Origin of the sequence: Paenibacillus herberti (genome assembly GCF_002233675.1) — a bacterium.
Taxonomy (GTDB): Bacteria; Bacillota; Bacilli; order Paenibacillales; family Paenibacillaceae; genus Paenibacillus_O; species Paenibacillus_O herberti.
In genome coordinates, this window is the sequence record NZ_NMUQ01000002.1 from 1,454,798 (window position 1) to 1,476,620 (window position 21,823).

At 49.1% G+C, this 21,823-nt stretch carries 17 protein-coding genes (1 of these 17 only partly in view); 11 read left to right on the forward strand and 6 right to left on the reverse strand.

Annotated features, from left to right (window positions below; translation table 11 throughout):
- Nucleotides 1-8 precede the first annotated feature (8 nt).
- Entirely contained in the window at nucleotides 9-401 is a 393-nt protein-coding gene (locus CGZ75_RS18955; protein WP_141136824.1) for a hypothetical protein, read from the forward strand.
- Between the two features lie 745 nt (nucleotides 402-1,146).
- On the opposite strand, the gene CGZ75_RS18960 is transcribed toward CGZ75_RS18955, so the two are convergent.
- Entirely contained in the window at nucleotides 1,147-1,683 is a 537-nt protein-coding gene (locus CGZ75_RS18960) for an accessory gene regulator B family protein (RefSeq protein WP_089525760.1), read from the reverse strand.
- Nucleotides 1,640-2,362: a hypothetical protein gene (locus CGZ75_RS18965; RefSeq protein WP_089525761.1), complete on the reverse strand. Its 723-nt coding sequence runs from the start codon at nucleotides 2,360-2,362 to the stop codon at nucleotides 1,640-1,642. Before CGZ75_RS18965 ends, CGZ75_RS18960 begins: the two co-directional genes overlap by 44 nt.
- Before the next feature lie 450 nt (nucleotides 2,363-2,812).
- Here CGZ75_RS18965 and serS point away from each other — a divergent pair, with 450 nt between their 5' ends.
- Nucleotides 2,813-4,099, forward strand: a complete 1,287-nt coding sequence (gene serS, locus CGZ75_RS18970; protein ID WP_089525762.1) for a serine--tRNA ligase — start codon at nucleotides 2,813-2,815, stop codon at nucleotides 4,097-4,099.
- Nucleotides 4,100-4,139: 40 nt separating this feature from the next.
- Here the strand turns inward: serS and CGZ75_RS18975 are convergent, their stop codons facing one another.
- From CGZ75_RS18975 to CGZ75_RS18985, 3 genes are all read right to left on the reverse strand, one after another.
- Nucleotides 4,140-4,991 (reverse strand): carbohydrate ABC transporter permease, encoded by an 852-nt coding sequence (locus tag CGZ75_RS18975; protein ID WP_217900078.1) that lies wholly within the window; start codon nucleotides 4,989-4,991, stop codon nucleotides 4,140-4,142.
- Nucleotides 4,951-5,916 carry a carbohydrate ABC transporter permease gene (locus CGZ75_RS18980; protein WP_217900079.1) on the reverse strand — a complete coding sequence of 322 codons (966 nt, stop codon included), beginning with the start codon at nucleotides 5,914-5,916 and terminating at the stop codon, nucleotides 4,951-4,953. The genes CGZ75_RS18975 and CGZ75_RS18980 overlap by 41 nt, the downstream gene beginning before the upstream one ends.
- A 77-nt stretch (nucleotides 5,917-5,993) precedes the next feature.
- Nucleotides 5,994-7,295: an ABC transporter substrate-binding protein gene (locus CGZ75_RS18985; protein WP_176444914.1), complete on the reverse strand. Its 1,302-nt coding sequence runs from the start codon at nucleotides 7,293-7,295 to the stop codon at nucleotides 5,994-5,996.
- A 230-nt stretch (nucleotides 7,296-7,525) separates the two neighbouring features.
- Here CGZ75_RS18985 and CGZ75_RS18990 point away from each other — a divergent pair, with 230 nt between their 5' ends.
- The 6 genes from CGZ75_RS18990 (at nucleotide 7,526) to CGZ75_RS26285 (ending at nucleotide 16,122) form a co-directional block, all read left to right on the forward strand.
- On the forward strand, nucleotides 7,526-9,847 hold the full coding sequence (locus CGZ75_RS18990) for a helix-turn-helix domain-containing protein (protein ID WP_089525764.1): 2,322 nt from the start codon (nucleotides 7,526-7,528) through the stop codon (nucleotides 9,845-9,847).
- A 1,151-nt stretch (nucleotides 9,848-10,998) separates the two neighbouring features.
- The gene (locus tag CGZ75_RS18995; protein WP_089525765.1) at nucleotides 10,999-13,533 is read left to right on the forward strand and encodes a U32 family peptidase; all 2,535 of its coding nucleotides are present in this window, start codon (nucleotides 10,999-11,001) and stop codon (nucleotides 13,531-13,533) included.
- 57 nt (nucleotides 13,534-13,590) lie between these two features.
- Entirely contained in the window at nucleotides 13,591-14,565 is a 975-nt protein-coding gene (locus CGZ75_RS19000; RefSeq protein WP_245850922.1) for a nucleoside hydrolase, read from the forward strand.
- Between the two features lie 153 nt (nucleotides 14,566-14,718).
- The gene (locus CGZ75_RS19005) at nucleotides 14,719-15,720 is read left to right on the forward strand and encodes a hypothetical protein (RefSeq protein ID WP_245850923.1); all 1,002 of its coding nucleotides are present in this window, start codon (nucleotides 14,719-14,721) and stop codon (nucleotides 15,718-15,720) included.
- Nucleotides 15,704-15,871 carry a hypothetical protein gene (locus CGZ75_RS25430; protein WP_176444915.1) on the forward strand — a complete coding sequence of 56 codons (168 nt, stop codon included), beginning with the start codon at nucleotides 15,704-15,706 and terminating at the stop codon, nucleotides 15,869-15,871. The genes CGZ75_RS19005 and CGZ75_RS25430 overlap by 17 nt, the downstream gene beginning before the upstream one ends.
- 116 nt (nucleotides 15,872-15,987) lie before the next feature.
- Nucleotides 15,988-16,122 (forward strand): hypothetical protein, encoded by a 135-nt coding sequence (locus CGZ75_RS26285; RefSeq protein ID WP_281255123.1) that lies wholly within the window; start codon nucleotides 15,988-15,990, stop codon nucleotides 16,120-16,122.
- Between the two features lie 184 nt (nucleotides 16,123-16,306).
- Here CGZ75_RS26285 and CGZ75_RS19010 read toward each other — a convergent pair whose 3' ends face one another.
- Nucleotides 16,307-16,954 (reverse strand): hypothetical protein, encoded by a 648-nt coding sequence (locus tag CGZ75_RS19010; protein WP_089525767.1) that lies wholly within the window; start codon nucleotides 16,952-16,954, stop codon nucleotides 16,307-16,309.
- A gap of 175 nt (nucleotides 16,955-17,129) precedes the next feature.
- On the opposite strand from CGZ75_RS19010, the gene CGZ75_RS19015 reads away from it, so the two are divergent.
- From CGZ75_RS19015 to ligA, 3 genes are all read left to right on the forward strand, one after another.
- The gene (locus CGZ75_RS19015; RefSeq protein WP_089525768.1) at nucleotides 17,130-17,834 is read left to right on the forward strand and encodes a geranylgeranylglyceryl/heptaprenylglyceryl phosphate synthase; all 705 of its coding nucleotides are present in this window, start codon (nucleotides 17,130-17,132) and stop codon (nucleotides 17,832-17,834) included.
- Nucleotides 17,835-18,107: 273 nt separating this feature from the next.
- Complete coding sequence (pcrA, locus tag CGZ75_RS19020; protein ID WP_089525769.1) at nucleotides 18,108-20,462, forward strand: DNA helicase PcrA; 2,355 nt, start codon at nucleotides 18,108-18,110, stop codon at nucleotides 20,460-20,462.
- Between the two features lie 198 nt (nucleotides 20,463-20,660).
- Nucleotides 20,661-21,823: the 5' portion of an NAD-dependent DNA ligase LigA gene (ligA, locus tag CGZ75_RS19025; protein ID WP_089525981.1), read on the forward strand. The gene runs 847 nt beyond the window's last position; the window shows 1,163 of its 2,010 coding nt (coding positions 1-1,163); the start codon lies at nucleotides 20,661-20,663; its stop codon lies off the right edge, out of view.

The window sequence follows — 21,823 nt, forward strand, 5'->3', positions numbered from 1 at the left end:
GTTAGTGGATGCAAAATGGCTTCGCCAAAGGCGAAGCTGTATTTGCAATTATGCGCAAAAAAGCTTCGCCAAAGGCGAAAGCTGTATTTGTAATTATGCGCAAAAAAGCTTCGCCAAAGGCGAAAGCTGTATTTGTAATTATGCGCAAAAAAGCTTCGCCAAAGGCGAAAGCTGTATTTGCAATTATGCGCAAAAAAGCTTCGCCAAAGGCGAAAGCTGTATTTGTAATTATGCGCAAAAAAGCTTCGCCAAAGGCGAAAGCTGTATTTGCAATTATGCGCAAAAAAGCTTCGCCAAAGGCGAAAGCTGTATTTGTAATTATGCGCAAAAAAGCTTCGCCAAAGGCGAAAGCTGTATTTGCAATTATGCGCAAAAAAGCTTCGCCAAAGGCGAATTTGTAATTATGCGCAAAAAAGCTTCGCCAAAGGCGAAAGCTGTATTTGCAATTATGCGCAAAAAAGCTTCGCCAAAGGCGAAGCCATTGTGTAGAGAAACTTTAGAGACACCTAGATAGAACCTGGCTTCCGTGGGCCAACGAACCGTTTTTTGTACGATTTATCGTACAAAAAACGGTTAGGAGCCGCCGCTTTTCAATACTTTGTGTGATAAAACATACAAAACCGAGCTTTCGTCGTTTATGCCCAGCCAATTTGTATGATTTATCGTATAAAATCCAGAAAATCAGCACGGACCGATTGCACTTTGAGTGAAAAATCATACAAATTGTGCAGGACCATATCAATACTAATGACATCGCTGTATAGCCCGACCAAATGGGCAGATTGTGGTTGAAGCAATGCCGAGAGGCAAGTAGCCGGCAGAGATAAGCAGGATACGCATGCAGGGCTACCCAACGGATATTCACCAATCGCGAAGCTGTATCTGCAATTATGCGCAAAAAAGCCTCGCCAGCGGCGAGGCTGCTTTTGCAAATGTAAGTAAAAACAGCCTCGCCAGGGGCGGGACAATATTTGCGAATGTAAGCAAAAGTTGTCCTCGCCAGCGGCGAGGCTGATATAAATTAAAAAGGAAATTACTTTTTCAGTTCTTGAGGAAGCTTTTGAGCTCCAATATTTCCTTTGATTATAGTTGAAAAAACAACTGCGCTGATGCTAAGAAATGATGCTACTGCGTAGGTCCATTTCTTCATGCCGACTCACCTCCTTTCAGAACAAATAGCATTGTAATTGCCTGTAATAGGAGTACCCAAGCGTACAGCTCCGATTGGAAGTGTAAATTAATGAGGGCAAGCAAAACGGCTGTAACCTTGAAGTAAGGGTGAAAACGTGGATTAAGTCTCGTTGTATCGGTTCTATACGCTGGAGCGCGCCAAAGGAATATTAAAGCGCTGGAGAGCGTCAATAACGTTATGCCTATTGTCGAAAGCGACAATTGAGGCACAATGGAGAACAGAATGACGGAGATGACAACACACACATCCAACGACTTAAAATGGTAGCCGCCAGAGAAGAAGCGGATCACATTAAATAGAATCATGACCAGAATCGTGTCGATTAGCTCGTTTGTGGCCCAGCCTACTAACACAACCAAAAGCAGTGTAGCAAAAAAATTAAAATACACACCCAGAGCATAGGCCATAATGTTTACGTTGGCTGTCTCTGGGTGTGTATGCTTTTGTTTAATTTTTTGAGCGCATATTATCGACAATTGCTCCAGCATCATCGGGTCCCTCGCCTAGTCCTTTTTTTTCGTTTTGATAAAAAAGGTATAGCATTGATCCCATAGCAATTACGGAACAAGCATAAGAGAAGGTTATCCAGCCGTTCAGCGTAAGAAAGAGCGAAAAAGCAATATTGATTATTCCTGTCGCTAATGCGATGAACAGCACTTCATACTTAGGTGATAAATAATGAAGCTTTTCACTAAAGTTATGAGGCGCAACGGGAATAAAACGGAAGCCTTTGTTGGCCAAGAACATGACAATACCGAACAGAAATGCAAACGAATCGGTAAGGATTTGAAGCAGGAAAATTAAGCCCGTATTATCCGTGACAGTTGATGAAGGCAGAAAATCCAGCTTAGTCAAGAGTATGTAGAGCGTAAACTGTAAAGGCAAAAAGAGCATATAACCTGAAGAGATAACCAGCATCGCCCAAAACAATCTAAATTTTAAGATAAACACCGCAGTCAACGTGAAAATAATGAAATGAGTCGGTAGATCAAAAATCGACCAGTTCATAACCATACGGTTGAAGTAGGAAACGAACGTGATGGCTACTGATGAACCGAGTAAAACGACCCAATGGCGAAAAATCGGGATTCGGAAAAGCGAAAAAGCAAGAACCCAAGTTGCTAAAGCGTCAAACAAGCCGAGTAAGATGTAAATCAGATGAGAAATCATGATGTAAGGCACCTACTTAAACTTTCTAGTATTAATCTTGGGTAAAGCCTTCTTCTGAGTCTAGTATAGCAAGCGATGGAAGACATGCATATAGAAATTTTATTGCATGATTAATGGTTAAATATTACATTTTAATGAGTGGTTTAATAGGAATAAAGGCGCAATCTCGCCCTTGCACCCCACAGCACGCTTATGATATGATTTGTAAAATTTTATCCCGCCATCAAGCCGATGAAGAGAATCCAACTCTGAGGCGTTTTCGTCAAGGAATGCCGAGGCATTCCCTAAGTTTTCCGGACCGCCCGTTACCGCGGAACCAAAGTGGACTGAATGCCGGAAGGCATTCGTCAAATTGGGTGGCACCGCGAGTCGTAAGCGCTCCTCGTCCCAAACCGGCGAGGGCGCTTTTTGTGTTTTTCCAAAACGGCAAGAGGGAAGGAAGCGGGCAGGATGATGGATTTGCAATGGGTTCGTGAGAACAGCGAAGAGGTACAGAAGGTTGCCAAGCTCAAGGGGTTAGACTTTGAGGTGGAGGAGTTGCTTGAGGCGGATGCTGAACGGCGCAAGTTGCTGGGACAAGTGGAGGAGTTGCGGCGACATAGAAACATGCTGGCGGAGGGGATTGCGACTGCCATGCGCGAGGGCAGGGCACTGGATGCGAAATCGCTCAAAGACACTGGCCGGCTGACGGGCAAGCAACTAGGCGAACTTGAGCCAAGGCTTGCACAGTTGGAGGCCAATCTGCAGCGGTTGCTCCTTGCAGCGCCCAATGTCATTTCGCCTGATACGCCTATGGGAAGCTCGGATGCACATAATGTGGAAGTGGGACGCTGGGGGGAACCGCAAGAGTTCAGCTTCACGCCGCTTGACCATATTGAGCTTGGTGAGCGGCATGACTTAGTCGATCTCGCCCGTGGCGCTAAGACAGCTGGTTCGCGCAGCTATTACCTTAAAGGGGCTGGAGTGCTGCTGCATCGAGCTGTTCAGCAGTTAGCGGTGGATCGACTGCTTGCAACGGGTTTTACACTGCTTGAGGTTCCAGTTATGGCTCGTGTTTCGGCATTCCAACAGACGGGATTTTTCCCTGCGGGGGAAGATCAGGTTTATGCGCTGGAAAGCGAGGATTTAAGGTTGACGGGGACATCGGAGGTGGCGCTTGTCAATTACTACAGCGGAGAGGTGCTGGAGCTGACGGAACCGATCCGACTTGCTGCCGCTTCGGCTTGTTTCCGTAGCGAGGCTGGATCGGCAGGACGCGATACGCGCGGTTTGTACCGCGTCCATCAGTTTGCCAAAGTCGAGCAGGTCGTTATTTGCAAAGCGGAGCTTGAGACAGCAGAGCTCATGCTGCAGGAAATAACGCGACATGCTACTGAACTGCTGCAGTTATTAGAACTGCCATATCGGATCATGGGCGTATGTGTCGGTGATATGTCGGCCAAAACCTACAAACAATTCGATCTTGAAACGTGGATGCCCGGGCGTGGAGCATACGGTGAGACACATTCGTCGTCGCTGCTGCTGGATTATCAGGCTAGACGTGCTGGAATCCGCTATCGAGACGAGGATGGAAACTTGCGGTTTGCCTATACGCTGAACAATACAGCGGTGGCCTCGCCGCGCATTCTCATTCCGCTGCTGGAGAACCATCAGCAAGAGGATGGTTCGATCCTCATTCCTGAAGCTCTGCGCCCATATATGAATGGGGTTGAGCGGCTGGTCGCCAAAAGCAATTAATTCGAAAGTCCGACCTCCACAACAAGAGGTCGGACTTTTTTTATCCTTTTACAGCTCCAGCCGTTAAGCCGGCAACCATATACTTTTGGAAGAAGAGGAACAGAATCACAATCGGAACCGTCGCCGTTAAACACACGGTCATAATGTTAGCCCAATCATACGACACCTCGCCCATATACCGGACGGAAATGCCGGGATTCAATGTTCGCAGATGATCTTTGTTAATGAGCGTCAGGGAGTACAGCAAATCATCCCATGAGAGGATAAACGTATAGATTCCGACCGAGAAAATGCCTGGCTTGGACAGCGGGAAAATAATGCGGAACAAAATTCCGAACCGGCTGCAGCCATCGATTTTTGCCGCTTCCTCCAGTGCTACCGGGATACCGTCAAAGAAAACTTTGATCATCCAAATCGAGAAGGGCAATGAAGCTGTCGTCAAGGCAAGGATGAGCCCGAACTGGGTATTGAGCAATCCGTACGATTTGTACATGGCATAAAGCGCGATGAGCAAGGAAACCACCGGCAGCATCTGGGTTGATAAGATGGAGAACATCAGGAAGTTTTTGAATTTAAAATGGAATCTGGAGAAACCGTAACCGGCAAACATCGCGAAAAGCAGGGTGATGAGCGTGGTGCTTGCGCTTACAACAAGGCTGTTCTTGTAGTACACAAGGAAGATGTTGTCGGATAGTAATTTAACATAGTGAGTAATGGTAGGCTGAGAGGGTACCCACTCCGGTGGAATTTTGAACAACACGGAATTGTCTTTGAAGGATGTGACGAGCATCCAGTACAGCGGGAAGATCAGAAACAGAAGAAACAGGAGCAAGCCCGCATATTGGCCCAGGTTAGGCAGCAATTTTTTGTTTGACTGATTTTGACTTAACACGGCGTTTCCCCCTTCCGGATTCGTCTTCTTCCCCAATGGAGAATAATTTGTTGTACAGACTGGAAATCAGAATCATAATAATGAGCCACAATGCGCCAATCGCCGCACCTTTGCCCAAATCGAGCTGAACAAATGCTGTTTTATAGCTGTAGATAGCCAGCGTTGTTGTTTTATCTAAAGGTCCGCCACCCGTCATAATCCAGAACAACGGGAACATTTTGAAGTTTTCGATGATGGAAATGAGTGTGACTGTTTTGATATTGTTTTTAAGCATCGGCAACGTAATATGCAGTAAAGTCTGTGTACGATTGGCGCCGTCAATCCGGGCTGCTTCGTACATATCTTCAGAAATTCCTTGCATGCCTGCAAGCAACATAATGCTCATGAAAGGCAGTTGACGCCAAAGCGCTGTGACGATGACAGCAGGAAGTGCCAAATCAAGATTGGTCAGCCAGTTTTTTGGAGCGTTGATAAGATTCAGCTCTTGAAGCACATAGTTGACGAGTCCATACTGGGGCTGGAACAACCACATCCATAACAAAGCGGACACGATTGTAGGTACGATCCACGGAATAAGAATCAACGTTCGGAAAAGCTTTTTAAAGCGGATGTTGGAATTCAATAGAAGCGCCAAAAACAGGCCTAAAACAAATTGGATGCTGACAATACAAAGCACATACGTCAAGGTTACGCGAAGCGCGTTGAAAAACTCTCCGTCTTTAAAAATTCCCGCGTAGTTCGCAAAATCATTCCAAGGCTGTACCTTCATGCGAAGCAGCGTGACATCGAAAAAGCTCATATAGATCGATTTCACAATTGGAATTCCGATCGTAAACAGCAACACAGCGAAAGCAGGTACGATTAAGAGTAGTAGAAACAGGCGATCCTTGGCCATTTCAGAAATCCCGAGCCCTTTTTCTCTCATGTGCAATCCCCTCCTGTCTAAGTGCTCGGTAGAGGAAAAATCCTCGAAGGGATCCTTCCTCCCGAACTTTGTTTAATTTACTTCAAGGTTGTTTTTAACTTCGCATCTAGTTGTTCAGCGGCCTTTTCTGGGGTTGCCGTTTCCGTTACTACTGTGAGCAGCGCATCTGCAATATCGATATACCCTTGCTCCATGCCTGGATGGTTTTTAGGGAGCGGCTTAATCGTTTTCATTTGTTCCTGAAGCACTTTATCGTAATCGCTGTCCGCGAACAAACCGCTAAGCGATTGACGCGCGGAGAATACGTCACTTTGATTGTGATAGATCGTCATAGCTTCTTTGTCCGTCAAATATTTGATGAAGTCGGCTGCAGCTTGTTTGTTTTTGGACGTCTCGGAAATGACGAGTCCATGCGCTTCGCCAATCGAAACGCTCTCGCCGGACGGACCTGCAGGTACGAGACCGGCTCCCCATACTTTGTCAAACTCCTCGCCTTTGCCACTCAGATTACGGAATACGGCTTTGCCGTAGTAGCCATCGATATACATGCCGAGGCGGCCAATCGAGAACAGGTTTCTCAAGTCTTTCAGCTTTGCTCCGGAAGGGCTGATACCATCTTTCACTAAACCTTTATAGTAATTGAGGGTTGCAACCATTTCTGGCGTATTGGCATTAACTTTTCCATCTTTATCCATAATCGATCCGCCGAATGTATACAGGTTCCGCAAGGAGACTAAGCCATTGATGGCTAGTTTATCGCTAGGCTCGCCGAATCCGTAGATGCTCTCGCCCGAATCTGTTTTCAACTTCGAAAGAGCTTTTGCCGCTACCAGCATTTCGTCCATGGTTTTAGGCGCTTCAGGTTTAAGTCCAGCTTTGGCAAACAGCTCTTTGTTCCAATAAAGGACATAAGGCGTTGATGCCCAAGGGACACCCATAAGTTTGCCGTCGTAGGAGAAATCCTCTTTAAAGCTCGGCAGCAGATCATCGACGTATTCTTTGCCCATCAAATCATCGAGCGGGGTAACAATATCCGATGCCGCATAGGAACCGAACCAGGCTGGGAAGGTTTGCATGATGTCCGGCGCGTTGTCTGTTGAAGCCATAACAAATGTTTGTTGTTTGATGTCACCAAAAGGAATGCCGATGAACTCGATTTTTACATTTGGATTTTTGGTTTCGTAGTTTTTAACCATTTCTTCTAAAGCAGGTTTTGTTGCCGCTTCGCTGATGCTCCATGAAGCAAAGGTCAGCGTGATTGGCTCACTGGGAGATCCCGTTGTGGCTGGCGCTTTCGAATCCGATTCTGTCCCACATGCTGCAAGTGTGCTTGCCAATACTACAGATAAAGTTAGTAGAGCTGTTTTTTTCGTTTTCATCCTCTTTATCCTCCCCTGTGTAGCTGCAGTTGCAAAACGTTGTGCATACCTATATTCTGCAAGAAGAAAGCGGGAGAAGATATGCCCAATGCAGGACTCTCGTGTACAAATCATCACTTTTGGAATCCATAACTTCTGACATGATTCAATAAATCGTGACTTATCTCGTATAGACATACAAGAATGGAAGCATCTGTGGCATAATGTGAATACAAAAAATCAAGCAGGTGATGACGCTGGCCACTGTCTTCCATATCCGCAATTATTTAAAAGGATTGCCGCGAGTTTTCTGGACCTATTTGATCTCTTATTTAGTCGTTATTCTGCTGCCTATCGTAACTTTGAGCTATGCGGCTTACAGCTTTACCGTTTCAACTTTAGAGGATGAATTGAGCCGAGCGACTCTCCATTCTGCGAAGCAAAAAACGGCTTCTATTGAGAAGACGATTGAGACCATGCAGTCCATTGCTGTACGCATCGGTTTGGACGGACGTATTGCCAGCTATGTCAACGATCCCAGCAATCAATATTTGCTAAATGAAACACGAGAAATACTGAAAACGTTTGCAGAAACAAATGAAGCGATAGAATCCATCGACTTTTACGCGACTGGAGCAAATTTGATCCTTTCCTCAGACGGTTACACTCGAACGTATGGGCAATCGAAGCAGGATGTATGGATTGAAAAGGGGCTATCATCTAAAGAATCAGGCCTATGGCTCAGTTCACGTGACGGGGTTGAGTATGACAAAATCATTACCTATGCGTTGAAAGTTCCTGTTCACCGAAAGGACTTTAAAGGCCTTGTAGCTGTCCATATGCGTGAATCTCCATTAAAAAGCATGTTACAAAAGATGGAAGGCAACCCGTACACAACGACCTATATCCTGGATCAAGAGGGCAATGCCATCTCTTCCTCTTCTTCCACGCCGCTTGACCCGGAGCATGTGCGTCTCATTTTCTCCGAAAGCAGCAAGGCGCAGGGTGAGATCGGCTACACGATGATGAATCAGTCGCGGGATAAAGAGCTTGTCGCTTATGTCAAAACACTTCATACGAAGTGGAGTATCGTGTCCGAGACGCCGTTGCAATATTTACTTTCCAAGCTGTCTTATATTCGCAATGTAGCATGGGCGACCTGTATTCTCCTTGTTGTACTCGGTATTATATTGTCCTATTTCATGTCGAGAAAAATGTACAGCCCAATTAAAACATTAATGGACAAAACGCTTCCTTATAACAAAAAAGGGGAGACAGGCATTCAGGAAGGCCCGCGGAAAAATGAGCTAGAGACTATTTCCTATATTCTCGACAATGTCTTTCGTAAAAATGAAGACTGGGAGCAGCAATTTCGGATGAATTTGCCTGTACTTCGTGAGCGATTTTTGCTGTCTCTCCTTAATAATAAGTACAGCAGCATCCATGAATTGAACGGTAAACTTGAGTTTTTGCAGATTCATTTTCCGCATCAGGAGTTGGTCATCTTCCTCATTGAGATCGATGAATACAGCCTGCTCGTGGACAGCTATTCGGTCGCCGATCAAAATCTGTATAAGTATGCGATTATGAATATTGCTGAGGAAATTGCTGCGGCCAATTATATATGTCTGACAGCAGAGTCGGATGAGAACCAGCTTGTACTGCTCGTCAATCTGAATGCGGGTTCGAATGAGCAGCAGTTAAAAGAGAAACTGACTGTGCTCGGAGAAGAGATTAAACATACGATTTATCAATTGCTTAAACTATCCGTGACGATCGGCATTGGCAATTCCTACTCGCAAATCATGCAGGCACATTATTCGTATAAAGAAGCCAGCGAAGTTATTAGGGCGAAACTCGTGGCGGGTACAAATACGGTGCTTCTGTATGAGGATCTCATCAAGGAAGCGGATTATGAGTTTTATTTGCCGCCTCATTTTTCGAATCACATGATCAACTTCTTGAAAGCCGGGCAATTGGAAGATGCACTTTCGAGCTTGGAAGAGCTGTATCACCAGATTAAAGTTCGGACGAAGTTGAATGAGGAAGTTATATTCCGTACCTACAGTCTCATTGTTGAAGATATTTTACGAAACTTGCACGAATTGAATGTGAACACGGAGAAGGTTTTCGGAAGGAACCACAATCTTTTCCGCGAGCTTGCTTCCAAAGAGACGATCAAAGCCATTCATGAATGGATAAACGGGATCGTGAAAAGAATCTACGAAGTAATGCAACTGCAGCAACCAAAAAAGAATGCTTATATCGAGACGGTTGTTGCCTTTATGGATCAGAATTATCATCTGGATCTGTCCGTGGAGACGATTTCGGAGCAGGTGAACCTGCATCATGCCTATTTAAGCCGGATGTTCAAACAAGAAATGGGTAAAACAATATTGGAGTATTTGACCATTAAACGTTTAGAAGCGAGCAAAACGCTGATGAAGGAAACCGAGCAAACGATTAATGAAATTGCTGCAAGTGTCGGTTACAACAACGTAAACAGCTTTATCCGCTTTTTCAAACGGTATGAAGGCTTAACTCCAGGGGATTATAGGAAGTCCAATCGGTAAATTAATTAAAGATGACCAGCCAAACCTCCGTTTGGCTGGTCATTTCTATTGGCTCCCAGTTCGAGCTATTTCCCATTCATAATTTCTTTTAGTCATATATCGCTCAATTGACTAACAAACCAACAATGTGATAATCTTCCATTTATAGGGATTAACATAATATAGATGAAAGTCGGGGGAAATCCTGAATAAGAAAATCGTATGCTTAGGAATCTTAACTCTTTCACTAGCCGCTTCCATTACGGTATCCGCCTCTGCTCCAGTAAAAACAAGCGAACCTTTTTCATTAAAAAATGCAGCGCCAATTTTCGTCGGATCAAAAGGACTACTCCTTGCTCCAATAAAGACCGGATTAAATACATCCTTCAAGTCTAATCCAAGTTTAAAAAGCAAATTCAAAGTTGAATCTGGTTTTGGGCATATCAAATTGACGTTTCACAACAGAAGTATTAACCCACTTAAAGTAACGCTGGAGCATAGGGATACAGGGCTATTGTATTTTAGTCGTATAATAGATGGGAATAGTGAACTTACTTGGACAAATTTTGATCAATCGTGGCCACAAGGAATGCGTGGCGGAGAATATGTTCTTCAGTGGCTAGGTGGCAAGTTCGAACCTAATGGAATTGTTTATGTCAAAACAGCTAATGAAATAAGTGATCTGATTGATCAAAAATAATATCCACTATGTCGATCAAAGAGAGCTTCCGCGGGAAAAAGCGCCGGGGCTCTTTTTTTAATCATTTTTGCGTGTGTCCTCTCTTACTTCTATTTACTCAATTGGCTCCCCCACCTGAACTTGCCAGTGTGTGATTTCATCGTAAAAGCTTGGTCAAGCGGCTGCTACTCTGCTACACTAACAGTATATAGGCCGCCTCTCGCGGCCAAGCTTATTTTTATCTAGAAGAAGTTGCATGAGATGAAGCTATATATGATGAACTAGAGAAACGAGCGTGGAAGCGGAGAGAACCGGTCCTTCTGTAGAAGCAGCGCGTTCGCCTTTGTAGGCAGATTTCCCCCTTATAAGGGATAGGAATCAAGGAATCTGACTACAAGAGCGATCGGAAGAAGGATTGGTTCGCGCAGCAAACTCCGCTCTTACATTTCTCAGTTCAGTTTATATAGTTAAGATATGGAGGCAAACAAAAGGCATGACCTTATCGATACAAAGGCAAGACGTTGAGCTGCTGGCCCCGGCTGGTGATTGGGATTGCATGAGGGCGGCGGTCGCGAACGGAGCGGACGCCGTTTTCTTCGGCGTCGAGAAGTTCAACGCTCGGGCACGCGCTAACAACTTCCGCATGGACGAGCTGCCGGAGATTATGGGTTTCCTGCATCGCTACGGCGTGAAGGGCTTCCTGACGTTTAATATATTGGTGTTCGAGGATGAGCTGCGGGATGCCAAAGCTCTTATCGACGCTTGCATTGATGCGGGCGTAGATGCGGTCATCGTGCAGGATCTTGGCCTGGTCAAGTTGATCCGCGAGATTTCGCCGGATTTCCCTATCCACGGCTCAACTCAGATGACGATCACATCGCCTGAGGCGGTGGAGTTCACGAAGCCGTTCGACATCGAGCGCGTTGTACTTGGCCGCGAGAACAATCTCAAGCAGATCCGCATGATCGGTGAAAAAGCAAAACTTCCCATGGAGGTATTTGTGCATGGCGCTTTATGCGTCAGCTATTCCGGTCAATGCCTCACCTCGGAAATGTGGGGCGGCCGCTCCGCCAACCGCGGCGAGTGCGCGCAGGCTTGTCGTCTGCCGTATGACCTGATGGTCGACGGCGAGCAAAAACCGATGGGCGACATCGCTTATCTGCTTTCCCCCAAGGACCTTGCGGCGATTGATCTCGTACCTGAACTGATCGAAGCGGGAGTAAGCTCTTTTAAAATTGAGGGACGTCTCAAGACGCCGGAGTACGTGGCCAACGTTGTCTCCAAATACCGCAAAGCGATTGACGCCTACTTCGATGGCGACCAAAGCGGCCCGACTCGCGAAGAAGTACGTGAGTTGCAGCAAAGCTTCTCGCGCGGTTTCACACATGGCTTCCTTGGCGGAACGAACCACAAAGAGCTCGTAGATGGTTCATTCCCCAAAAGCCGCGGCGTTTATCTCGGCCGGGTGGAGCGAGTGCTGCGTGATGGTGTTGTTTGCCGCATTGAAGCTCCGCTCAAGCGCGGTGACGGCATCGTATTCGATGCTGGAGATCCGACTCAGAAGGAAGAAGGCGGTCGTGTTTATGACATCCGCCGTCAAGGAGTTAAGCTTGAGGGTGAAGCTGCTGAAGGTACCGTGCTGGACATCGTACCTGGGCGTAATGACGTCAACCTACAGCGGGTGAAAGCCGGCGATCGCATTTGGAAAACGAATGATCCTGCGCTGGACCGCCGTTTGCGTGCAACGTTCGAGACGGATAAGCCATACCGGGTATTCCCGCTGGCGCTGCGTGTTGAGGGTCGTGAAGGCGAGCCGATGCGTACGTGGTGGACCGATGTGCAAAAGGGAACAACCGTGCAAGTCGACAGCGAGCTGTTGCTGGAGAAGGCGTTAAAACGTCCAATGGACCGGGCGCTGCTTGAAGATCAGCTCGGCCGACTTGGCGGCACTTTGTTCCAGCTTGATCAGCTTGAAGTGGAGCTGGAAGGCGATCTAATCGTACCGGTTCGTGAGCTCAATCGATTGCGCCGCGAAGCGGTTGAGCAGCTTGATGGCGAACGGCCAAAGCCGCCGGTATACGTGAAGCGCGAGGTTGATTTGCTCGCCGGCGCACGTTCACTGGAGCAGCGGGCAATTGATGCTGCTGTCAAAGCTGGCTCTGGAGCGGCCCGCCTAACGGCGTTATGTCGTACGCTTGATCAGGTTAAGGCGGCATGCCTTACCGATGTTGAGATGATCTACGCTGACTTTGAGTTCATCAAGCAATTCCCGGCGGCGATTGAGGCAGCTCGTGCTGCGGGCAAGCCGATCGCATTAGCGACACCGCGCATCCATATGCCGAATGAGAATGGCTACCATGCCAACATTTTGCGCCTGAAGCCGGATGCTGTGCTTGTACGCAACACGGGCGCGCTGTATTATTACTTGCGTGCCCGCGCTGAGCGTCCAGAAGAGCCTTTTCCACAGCTGATCGGAGACTTCTCGCTCAACATTGCCAATCACAAAGCAGTGGAGCTGTTCCGCGAAGCCGGATGCGATCTGCTTACGCCGTCGTATGACTTGAATATCCAGCAGATGGTCGATCTGCTCCGCCGCACTTTGGAGCCGGATGCGCTGGAGATCGTTATTCACCAGCATTTGCCGATGTTCCATACGGAGCATTGTGTGTACTGTACTTTCATCAGCGAGGGAACGGACTTTACGAACTGCGGACGTCCTTGTGAGGAGCATAATATTTCCCTGCAAGATCGCATCGGTATGTCCCATCCAGTACGTGTAGATGAAGGTTGCCGTAACACGGTGTACAATGCGATTGAGCAATCAGGAGCCGAATACGTGAAAAACTTCTTGGAGCTTGGCGTACGCTCTTACCGGGTGGAATTCTTGGAGGAGCCTGCGGAAAAGGTAGCCGAAGTGCTGGCGCTGTATCGCGACGCCATTAACGGACGCATTACCGGCACGCAAGTGTGGCGCAGCTTGAAGGCAACGAATCAGCTTGGCGTAACGCGCGGCCAACTGGTTACGTAGATGCAACACTACGGCCTCGGAGAGATGGAGACAGAAGTAAAAGGGGAGCAATGAACAATGATGACAAGCCTTGACAGCCGCGAGCCGATTGCGATGATTATTGATGCGGACACAGGGATCGACGATTCTCTGGCCATTCTTTATGCGGTTAAATCACCGCGCATTTCCCTGGAGACGGTCTGCACCGTATTCGGCAATATCGATGTTGATCAAGCGACGGACAATACACTACGTCTGCTGAAGCTGGCTGGCACAGAGGGTAGCGTTGGGGTTGTAAAAGGTGCAAACAAAGCACTGCGGCGCGAATTCCCTGGCTCCAAGTCCGATGTGCATGGGGAGAACGGTATCGGCGGCGCGGTCATTCCGCCATCGGATCAGCTTCCAACCGGAGAAACAGCTGCGGACTACTATGTTCGCGTTGCGAACGATCGGCCCGGTGAGCTGACGCTTGTGCTCATGGGACGGATGACCAATCTGGCGCTAGCGCTGGAAAAGGATCCAAGCATCGCGACAAAATTCCGCAGCGTTGTTGTCATGGGCGGCAATGTGCTCGTGCCAGGCAATATTACGCCAGTGGCGGAGGCAAACTTCTGGGGTGATCCGGAAGCGGCTCAGGTGCTGATGGAGACAGAAGGTTTGCCGCTGACAGTTGTTGGTCTCGACGTCACGATGGAAGCACTGCTTACCCGCAACGACCTGGATGAACTGGAACTCAGCTGCCGGGAGGAAAATAAACCAGCCGTTGCTTTCCTGAAGGATTGCTTCGCCGTTTATTTCGACTTCTATGGCATGGTCAACAAGCTGGACAACGCTTGTCCGATGCATGATCCGCTCGCGGTCATTGCAGCTGTCCGTCCGGAGCTGGTCGGCTGCCGTACGCTGCATGCTTCAATCTCCTGCGGCGATTCGCTTACCGCCGGTATGGTCGTGACCGACCGCCGGGTTATTCCGAGCGTTGGGCATCCCGTTTCGTTTGCCCTCGAGGTGGACGCTCCAGCGGCGATGGAAGAGCTTTTCTCGGTTTTTAAATAAAGATCGATTATCTAAAGAGAACACCGGTAGACGCTAGTCGTCTGCTCGTTGTTCTCTTTTTTTTGTCAGGATAGTAGAGATAGAGTTACATTAGACCCGGTCATCAACAAGATGAGATCACAGAATGGACAACCTTGGCAAAGAGAAGCATGGATGGGACCGTTAAAAACGTTCGCCGGCTATTTGAAGGCCGCCAAGGGAGTCAAAGCTATAGAGTGGGCGTCCCTTCCTGTCATCGGACCAACCCTTGCGGGTTTAGCTGCAAGCAAGTTTGGCCTGTGGCCCATTTGGCTCAGTTCCATTGGGGCTGTATTGCTTGCCTTCGGAGTCTATTACCTTTATGTACGGATTTATATGGGGAAGATGGCTACGATTGGAGTTCCTGAATTTCATGTGGAGGCATTCAAGGCAATTCGTCCAAAGGAATACGAAATGACTTGGGCACAGTTTGTAAATAAGAACGACTTTACCTTCGAAGGATTGTACGACATTGTTAATGCTGTGTTCAGCCAGAACAACCACGATCCGTCAAGCGTAGCGTATGTCGTAGCTTACTCGCAAAGCCAGCACGACTTCCTGCAGAGTAGCATCGCTGATCTGAAGAATACGATCGATGAACAGGAACTCGCAATCGATGAGTTGGAAAATGAGCTCGTAAGATCCGAAAATGCGGTTTCTTATCTTGTCGGTATCATCAAGAAGGTAAACGAGAACTTGTATCGGTATGTCAATGATCGACTAGGCTTTGGCGACATGGATTTTGTAACGGGCTTCTCGTTGTATCGAAAGGAAGGGAATTCCCTTGAGTTAATTTTGGACAAGGGTACCTCTGGGAAACATCGCACCCTCAATTTGGATACCGATACACATTTTGCAGCCGTTGTTGCTGTGAAAGATGAGCAAGAACAAGCGCACTACAATAATCCTTATCCTGGTCGTCATCTCGTTGCTTTCCGAATGAAAATGCTAAAGGGTGAAACATGGGTTTGGTGTTTTCATTTCGATGACGATGACGAGCGCGTATTGTCTCTAATTCTAGAAAATGGTATCATAGAGTCACGACAGATTCGTAGACTTATACATGCATTTTGTTTAACTCTACAAAAACGTTCGTTTTCTCACAAGGAGGTTGACCAAGATGCCGAAGCAAAATAACGCTCCTGCTGTTGTTCGAGTAATTGAGGATGTACCACAACAAAGTATCATCCAAAATCGCCGAAGGCTTCGCGAACAGCTATTAAAGCAGATCGGTCAACGGACTTCTGTTACAGAGCATAAGATTGAACAACTTGCACAACTAACTTGATAATTAACCTATAATTCAATAAATATCCTAAGTCCCTTGGTACCAAGGGGCTTTTTGTTTATCCTCTACGATTTCCGGGCACACTTTCTACTATTCTCTTAATAAGGATGAATAGAATGAAAGATAAAAAAGTCATGCCATTTTGCCCCAAACCTGTACCTTTACAAGATCGTTCTCAACAAGAAATTATCGAGTTGCGCCGTGAATTACGAGAAGCTAGGCTCAAAGGCCTGCGCCGTAAGAAAAAATAGCCCGGGAGCCAAAGTGTTGACAGAGGAAATAGGTATGGTGACAGTGTTTACACAGGGTAACGACGTTACGGCTTGTACGTAACGCAGTCTTCAACTTTCATCAAGACCCAAAGCTGCATGCTGGCCCCATATAAGGGGCAGCATGCAGCTTTTTTGGCCTGTATAAAGGGGCTTGGGAATAGCACTAAATTTTCGGCTCTTTATCGTACCCTGGAAGATCAAAATCCGTGTTGTTCAACTCCCGGAACATATGTGTATCTTCAATAAAAGCGCGAGTCTCCGCTGTGCCCAGCTGATGGATCATCAGGTATAGCTCGTTCAGTGAGTTCTGGAACTTTTTTTGCGTTGGACTGCGATCATTTGATTTGTACGGAATCGCAGCTACGAGTGAGCTCACATCATCCCTTGCTTCCAGCTCGTTCAGCAGAATTTCCAGCTTTTCGAGCTCTGACGGCGTAGCCAAAATTTCCATCTGATCCGTGCCGGACCGCTCATGCTCAATCGTCTTGGATGTGATGGATATAAAATAGGCCTTTCGCTCGGTGCTAGGAGTGCGATCCTTATCGCTTGGCACGCGTCGCCTGTCTGATTCCTCATCTTCCTCTGTCGGGGCATCCTGCTGAACGGGTCCGTCCGTACCTTTGACTGCCGGAGGATGAACGGTGCTGTCAGCCTGGATTATGCCTTGCGGCTCGTGGCCGCTATGCGGCTTACCGTCTGCGGCGACACCTGCAGGCTGGTTCTCGATTCGACCGGGCTCCTGCTTGGCACGCTGCTCGTCTTTGATAGCATCTCTTTCCGTTTCCAGGGAAGGTAGATTAGGTTTGTTCATGTTTAGTTCCTCCTTTAGCCAGTAGGCTTGATTGTCAGTTTCGGTTGTATCTTCCCTTACCAACATGTCCAGAGGCTTGAAACAGGAAAGATGCTCGGAGTGCTCTCGTTGACACTCGGGAAGGCCTTGTCTAGACTGGAAAAATAGACAGCGAGATGATAGGGGAACGAGATCGATGAAGGAACTATTCTCAGACTGGCGGCATGTGTTCAAGCTGGACCCTGACCGAACGCTCCCGCAGCGAGAGCTCGAGGCCGTGCTGGGTTCCGGCACGGATGCGATTATGGTAGGCGGCTCCAGTGGACTGACCTACGACAATACAGCTGCGCTGCTTGAGCGATTAACAGGGAGCGATATTCCGATTGTCCTGGAGGTGACGCATCCTGAGCTGGCGTTGCCAGGTTTCGATGCTTATCTCATCCCGATGGTGCTTAACACGGGACAGGGAGATTGGATTACCGGACGCCAGGCTCTAGCGCTTGAAGAGATGGCTGGTCTGATTCCATGGGAGAAAACATGGGCGGAAGGTTATCTAATCCTTAATGAGGATTGCGAGGCGGCCAGAGTCAGCGGTGCAGATGCCTCTTTGACGGAGTTTCAGGCGGCGGCTTACGCTCGTTTGGCTGACCGCCTGATGCGGCTGCCTCTGCTGTATGTGGAATATAGCGGGCGTTTTGGCGATATGGGTCTACTGCGTAGAGTGAAGCGTGTCCTGAGCGGGACGAGGCTCATTTACGGAGGGGGCATCGATGGTCCGCAGCGTGCGTCGCAGGCGGCGCGAATTGCTTCGACGGTGGTCGTCGGGAACGTCCTTTACCACGACCTGGATGGGGCGCTGAGCACGGTGCAGGCAGTACGCGAAACCGAGCAGGAGATTTAGTAGGCGGGGAGGGAGTATTAAGAGCCACGCCTTTTGAGAGAAGCAGTGTGTAACTTCATATGGGAAAATAAAATAAAAATGGGCTGAAACGGAAGCATGTGAAATGGGCTTGTTTTATTGACACATCCGGCCTCGTTGCCCTAGACTGGGAACAGGCGAACAAAGGCGAACAGACTCATCGATAGAAGTCTGGTTATGGATTGCGATCAAGCAGATGGCTTTGAGCCCCCGTAGTCGGGCTCGCCGTCCTAGAGAAGGAGAAATTGCTCTTATATGATGAACAATATAGGGATTGAAGAAGCGGTTGCCAAGCTCAACCCGCCCCAGCAACAGGCGGTGCAGGCGACCGAGGGACCGCTGCTGATCATGGCCGGAGCGGGCTCCGGCAAAACCCGCGTGTTGACGCATCGAATTGCCTGGCTGATTGAGAAGCGGCGCGTGGCGCCGTGGAGCATTTTGGCGATTACATTTACCAATAAAGCTGCCCGTGAGATGCGAGATCGGGTGTCCAAGCTTGTCGGGCCATCTGGCAGCGATATATGGGTCTCAACCTTCCACTCCATGTGTGTGCGGATTTTGCGTAAGGACATCGACCGGATCGGTTTCACATCGAATTTTTCGATTCTGGATTCCGGCGATCAGCTGTCCGTCATTCGCGGCTGTATGAAGGATCAGAACATCGACACCAAGAAGTTTGAGCCGAAGGCCGTGCAGTCGGTCATCAGCAGCGCTAAGAATGAGCTTATCGATCCGGCTCGTTTTGAGCAAAAGGCGGGAGGGGACTATTTCAACAAAGTCGTCTCCGATGTGTACAAGATGTACCAGAAGCGGCTGCGCAGCAATAACTCGCTGGACTTCGACGACCTGATCATGAGCACGATCGCGCTGTTCAAGGAAGTACCTGAGGTGCTGGACTTCTATCAGAATAAGTTCCGCTACATCCATGTGGACGAGTATCAGGATACGAACCGCGCTCAGTACATGCTTTGCCGGATGCTGGCTGACAAGCTTCACAACATTTGCGTTGTCGGCGACAGCGATCAGTCCATCTACCGCTGGCGCGGCGCGGACATCTCGAACATCCTCAACTTCGAGGAGGATTATCCCGAAGCGAAGACGATCATGCTGGAGCAGAACTATCGTTCGACCTCGAATATTCTGAACGCGGCGAATGCGGTGATCGGGCAGAATACCGGCCGCAAAGACAAGCGGTTGTGGACCGAGCGCGGAGCTGGCGACAGCATTACGATGTATCAGGCGGACTCGGAGCATGATGAGGGTTATTACATTACGGGTGAGATTCGCACTGGACGTAATGGCGGACGCAACTATGCGGATCATGCTATTTTGTACCGGACGAACGCTCAGTCCCGGGTCATCGAGGAAATTCTGATCAAGTCGGACATCCCTTACCAGATCGTGGGCGGAGTTAAGTTCTACGATCGCAAAGAGATCAAGGATCTTCTAGGATATCTGCGTCTCGTGTCTAACCCGGATGACGACATTAGCCTGGAGCGTATCATTAATGTTCCTAAACGTGGCATCGGTGACACGACGGTCGCCAAGCTGTCAGATGAAGCAGGGCGTCGCGGCGTTTCTATATATAGGGTGCTTAGCGACCTTAGCGGTATCGAGGTGAATGGGCGTACTCGCTCTTTGCTGGAGGGCTTCCGGTCCATGATTGCGAATCTGACAGCGATGCGTGATTATCTGTCTGTGACGGAGCTGACCGAGAAGGTGCTTGAGCTGTCGGAGTATACGATGGAACTACATCGGGAGAACACGCTGGAGTCCAAGGCGCGCGTCGAGAATATCGAGGAGTTCCTGTCGGTGACTCAGGAGTTTGAAAAACGCAACGATGACAAGTCACTCGTTTCGTTCCTGACTGATCTAGCGCTTATCGCGGACATTGATACCGTAGACAAGGATGATGCCCCGGAAGACGCGGTCATTTTAATGACGATGCATAGCGCCAAGGGACTTGAATTTCCGGTTGTCTTCATCATCGGCTGCGAGGAAGGTGTTTTCCCGCATAGCCGGGCATTCACCGACAATGAGGAGCTTGAGGAAGAAAGACGCCTCGCTTACGTCGGCATCACCCGCGCCGAGCAGCGGCTGTATATGACATGCGCCCGCATGCGTACGCTTTTCGGCCGCACGAACAGCAATGCCCCTTCACGTTTCCTCAATGAAATTCCCCATGACGTGAAGGAACTGGCTTCGCCCGGCCGCACGATTGGCGGCGGGCGGTACAGCGGCGCGACAGGCGGAGCCGGAGGCTTCGGCTACCGCGGCGGCAGCGCCGCAGGCGCTTCTGCGCCGGGCTCCGCCCCCGGCGCATCGCGCTATGGCCGCCCGGCCGGGTCCCCCGGGGCGGCAGGTTCCGCCGCGGGCGGAGCCAGCAGCGTGCGAGTCAGCACGCCGGGCGCTCCCGCGGCCGGGATCGGTGAGGCGGCGCGCAGCTTCGCCGCCGGAGACAAGGTGTCCCATAAGAAATGGGGCACCGGAGTCGTCGTGTCGGTGAAGGGAACCGGCAACGACACGGAGATCCAGATTGCTTTTCCAGCACCAGTTGGGCTGAAAAAGCTGCTCGCCAGCTTCGCGCCGGTCGAGAAGCTAGAAAATTAACACTCCCCTGCCCGGGTGCTGAACGGTTCAGCGCTCGGGCAGGGTTGCATACATATGAATTGGTGCAAACTGAAACTTAGTTTAGGCGCATGAAGAACTTTATTACTTATTAGTAGAAGGACGGGATTTCATTTGGATAACCGCACGAAGCAGCAGGAAGAACTGGTCAGCAAGGCCGACCCTGCCGTATTGGAGCGCATGCGGGTTCTAGCCGGCGAGCTCACCGTACACAACTACAACTACTACACGTTGGATAATCCGGTTATCAGCGATGCGGAATTTGATCTGCTGTATGATGAGCTGATTCGCCTTGAGCAGGAAAGTGGAGTTGTTCTGCCGGAATCGCCTTCTTTGCGAGTGGGCGGGGAAGTGCTCAAAGGCTTCGACACCCATCGTCATCGGGCAAGGTTATGGAGCTTGGACAAAGCCAAGGACGAAGACGCGGTGCGAGCATGGCATCAGCGGCTGCTCAAAGGCATAACCGACTATAACACCAAACATCCTGACGAGGAGCCGCTTCCTGATCCGTCTTTTGTTGTGGAGCTTAAGTTTGACGGGTTGACGCTCAACCTCACTTACGAGAACGGCAAGCTGGTCCAAGCGGCTACGCGTGGCAATGGCACAGTGGGCGAGAGCATCATGGCTCAGGTGAAGACGATTCGCTCGGTTCCGCTGACCATTCCCTATAAGGAGGGACTCATTGAGGTGCAGGGGGAGGGGTTAATGTTCCTCTCCGTGCTGGAGAGCTATAACAAGACAGCTGCCGAGCCGCTGAAAAACGCCCGAAATGGCGCTGCAGGAGCCCTTCGCAACCTGAATCCGAAGCTAACCGCGGAGCGTCGGCTGAACGCTTTCTTCTATAATATAGGATACTCCGATGAGCTGGAGTTCCAGACGCATAATGAGCTGATCCAATTTCTGCGCGACAACCACTTCAAGGTGAATCCGTATGTGGCCTACTTCAGCGAAATTGAAGAGGTGATCACGGAGCTGCATCGGATCGCCGTTCAACGTCCGGAGTTCGATTTCCTTATCGATGGAGCTGTCGTCAAAGTAACGGATATGCGCACGCGAGCCGCGCTCGGTTATACAGATAAGTTCCCGCGTTGGGCGGTTGCTTTTAAATTCGAGGCAGAAGAGAGCACAACCGTGCTGGAATCCGTGGCCTGGAATGTAGGTCGCACCGGTAAAGTAACGCCGCTCGCGCGCGTCGAGCCTGTAGAGCTGGCAGGAGTGACCGTACAGAACTGTACTCTCAATAATACGGGTGATATCGAGCGCAAGGGATTGAAGTTTGCCCTTGGTACACGCGTGTTCATTCGCCGCTCCAATGACGTCATTCCCGAAATTCTCGGTAAGGC

Excerpts from the sequence above, each read along its gene's own strand:
- CGZ75_RS19000 (WP_245850922.1), top strand. The coding sequence starts at position 13,591 with ATGATGACAAGCCTTGACAGCCGCGAGCCGATTGCGATGATTATTGAT.
- pcrA (WP_089525769.1), top strand. The coding sequence starts at position 18,108 with ATGATGAACAATATAGGGATTGAAGAAGCGGTTGCCAAGCTCAACCCG.
- CGZ75_RS19015 (WP_089525768.1), top strand. The coding sequence starts at position 17,130 with ATGAAGGAACTATTCTCAGACTGGCGGCATGTGTTCAAGCTGGACCCT.
- CGZ75_RS18960 (WP_089525760.1), bottom strand. The coding sequence starts at position 1,683 with ATGATGCTGGAGCAATTGTCGATAATATGCGCTCAAAAAATTAAACAA.
- CGZ75_RS19005 (WP_245850923.1), top strand. The coding sequence starts at position 14,719 with ATGGGACCGTTAAAAACGTTCGCCGGCTATTTGAAGGCCGCCAAGGGA.
- CGZ75_RS18955 (WP_141136824.1), top strand. The coding sequence starts at position 9 with ATGCAAAATGGCTTCGCCAAAGGCGAAGCTGTATTTGCAATTATGCGC.
- CGZ75_RS18990 (WP_089525764.1), top strand. The coding sequence starts at position 7,526 with ATGACGCTGGCCACTGTCTTCCATATCCGCAATTATTTAAAAGGATTG.
- CGZ75_RS18985 (WP_176444914.1), bottom strand. The coding sequence starts at position 7,295 with ATGAAAACGAAAAAAACAGCTCTACTAACTTTATCTGTAGTATTGGCA.
- CGZ75_RS19010 (WP_089525767.1), bottom strand. The coding sequence starts at position 16,954 with ATGAACAAACCTAATCTACCTTCCCTGGAAACGGAAAGAGATGCTATC.
- serS (WP_089525762.1), top strand. The coding sequence starts at position 2,813 with ATGATGGATTTGCAATGGGTTCGTGAGAACAGCGAAGAGGTACAGAAG.
- CGZ75_RS18965 (WP_089525761.1), bottom strand. The coding sequence starts at position 2,362 with ATGATTTCTCATCTGATTTACATCTTACTCGGCTTGTTTGACGCTTTA.
- CGZ75_RS25430 (WP_176444915.1), top strand. The coding sequence starts at position 15,704 with ATGCCGAAGCAAAATAACGCTCCTGCTGTTGTTCGAGTAATTGAGGAT.
- CGZ75_RS18980 (WP_217900079.1), bottom strand. The coding sequence starts at position 5,916 with ATGAGAGAAAAAGGGCTCGGGATTTCTGAAATGGCCAAGGATCGCCTG.
- CGZ75_RS18995 (WP_089525765.1), top strand. The coding sequence starts at position 10,999 with ATGACCTTATCGATACAAAGGCAAGACGTTGAGCTGCTGGCCCCGGCT.
- CGZ75_RS26285 (WP_281255123.1), top strand. The coding sequence starts at position 15,988 with ATGAAAGATAAAAAAGTCATGCCATTTTGCCCCAAACCTGTACCTTTA.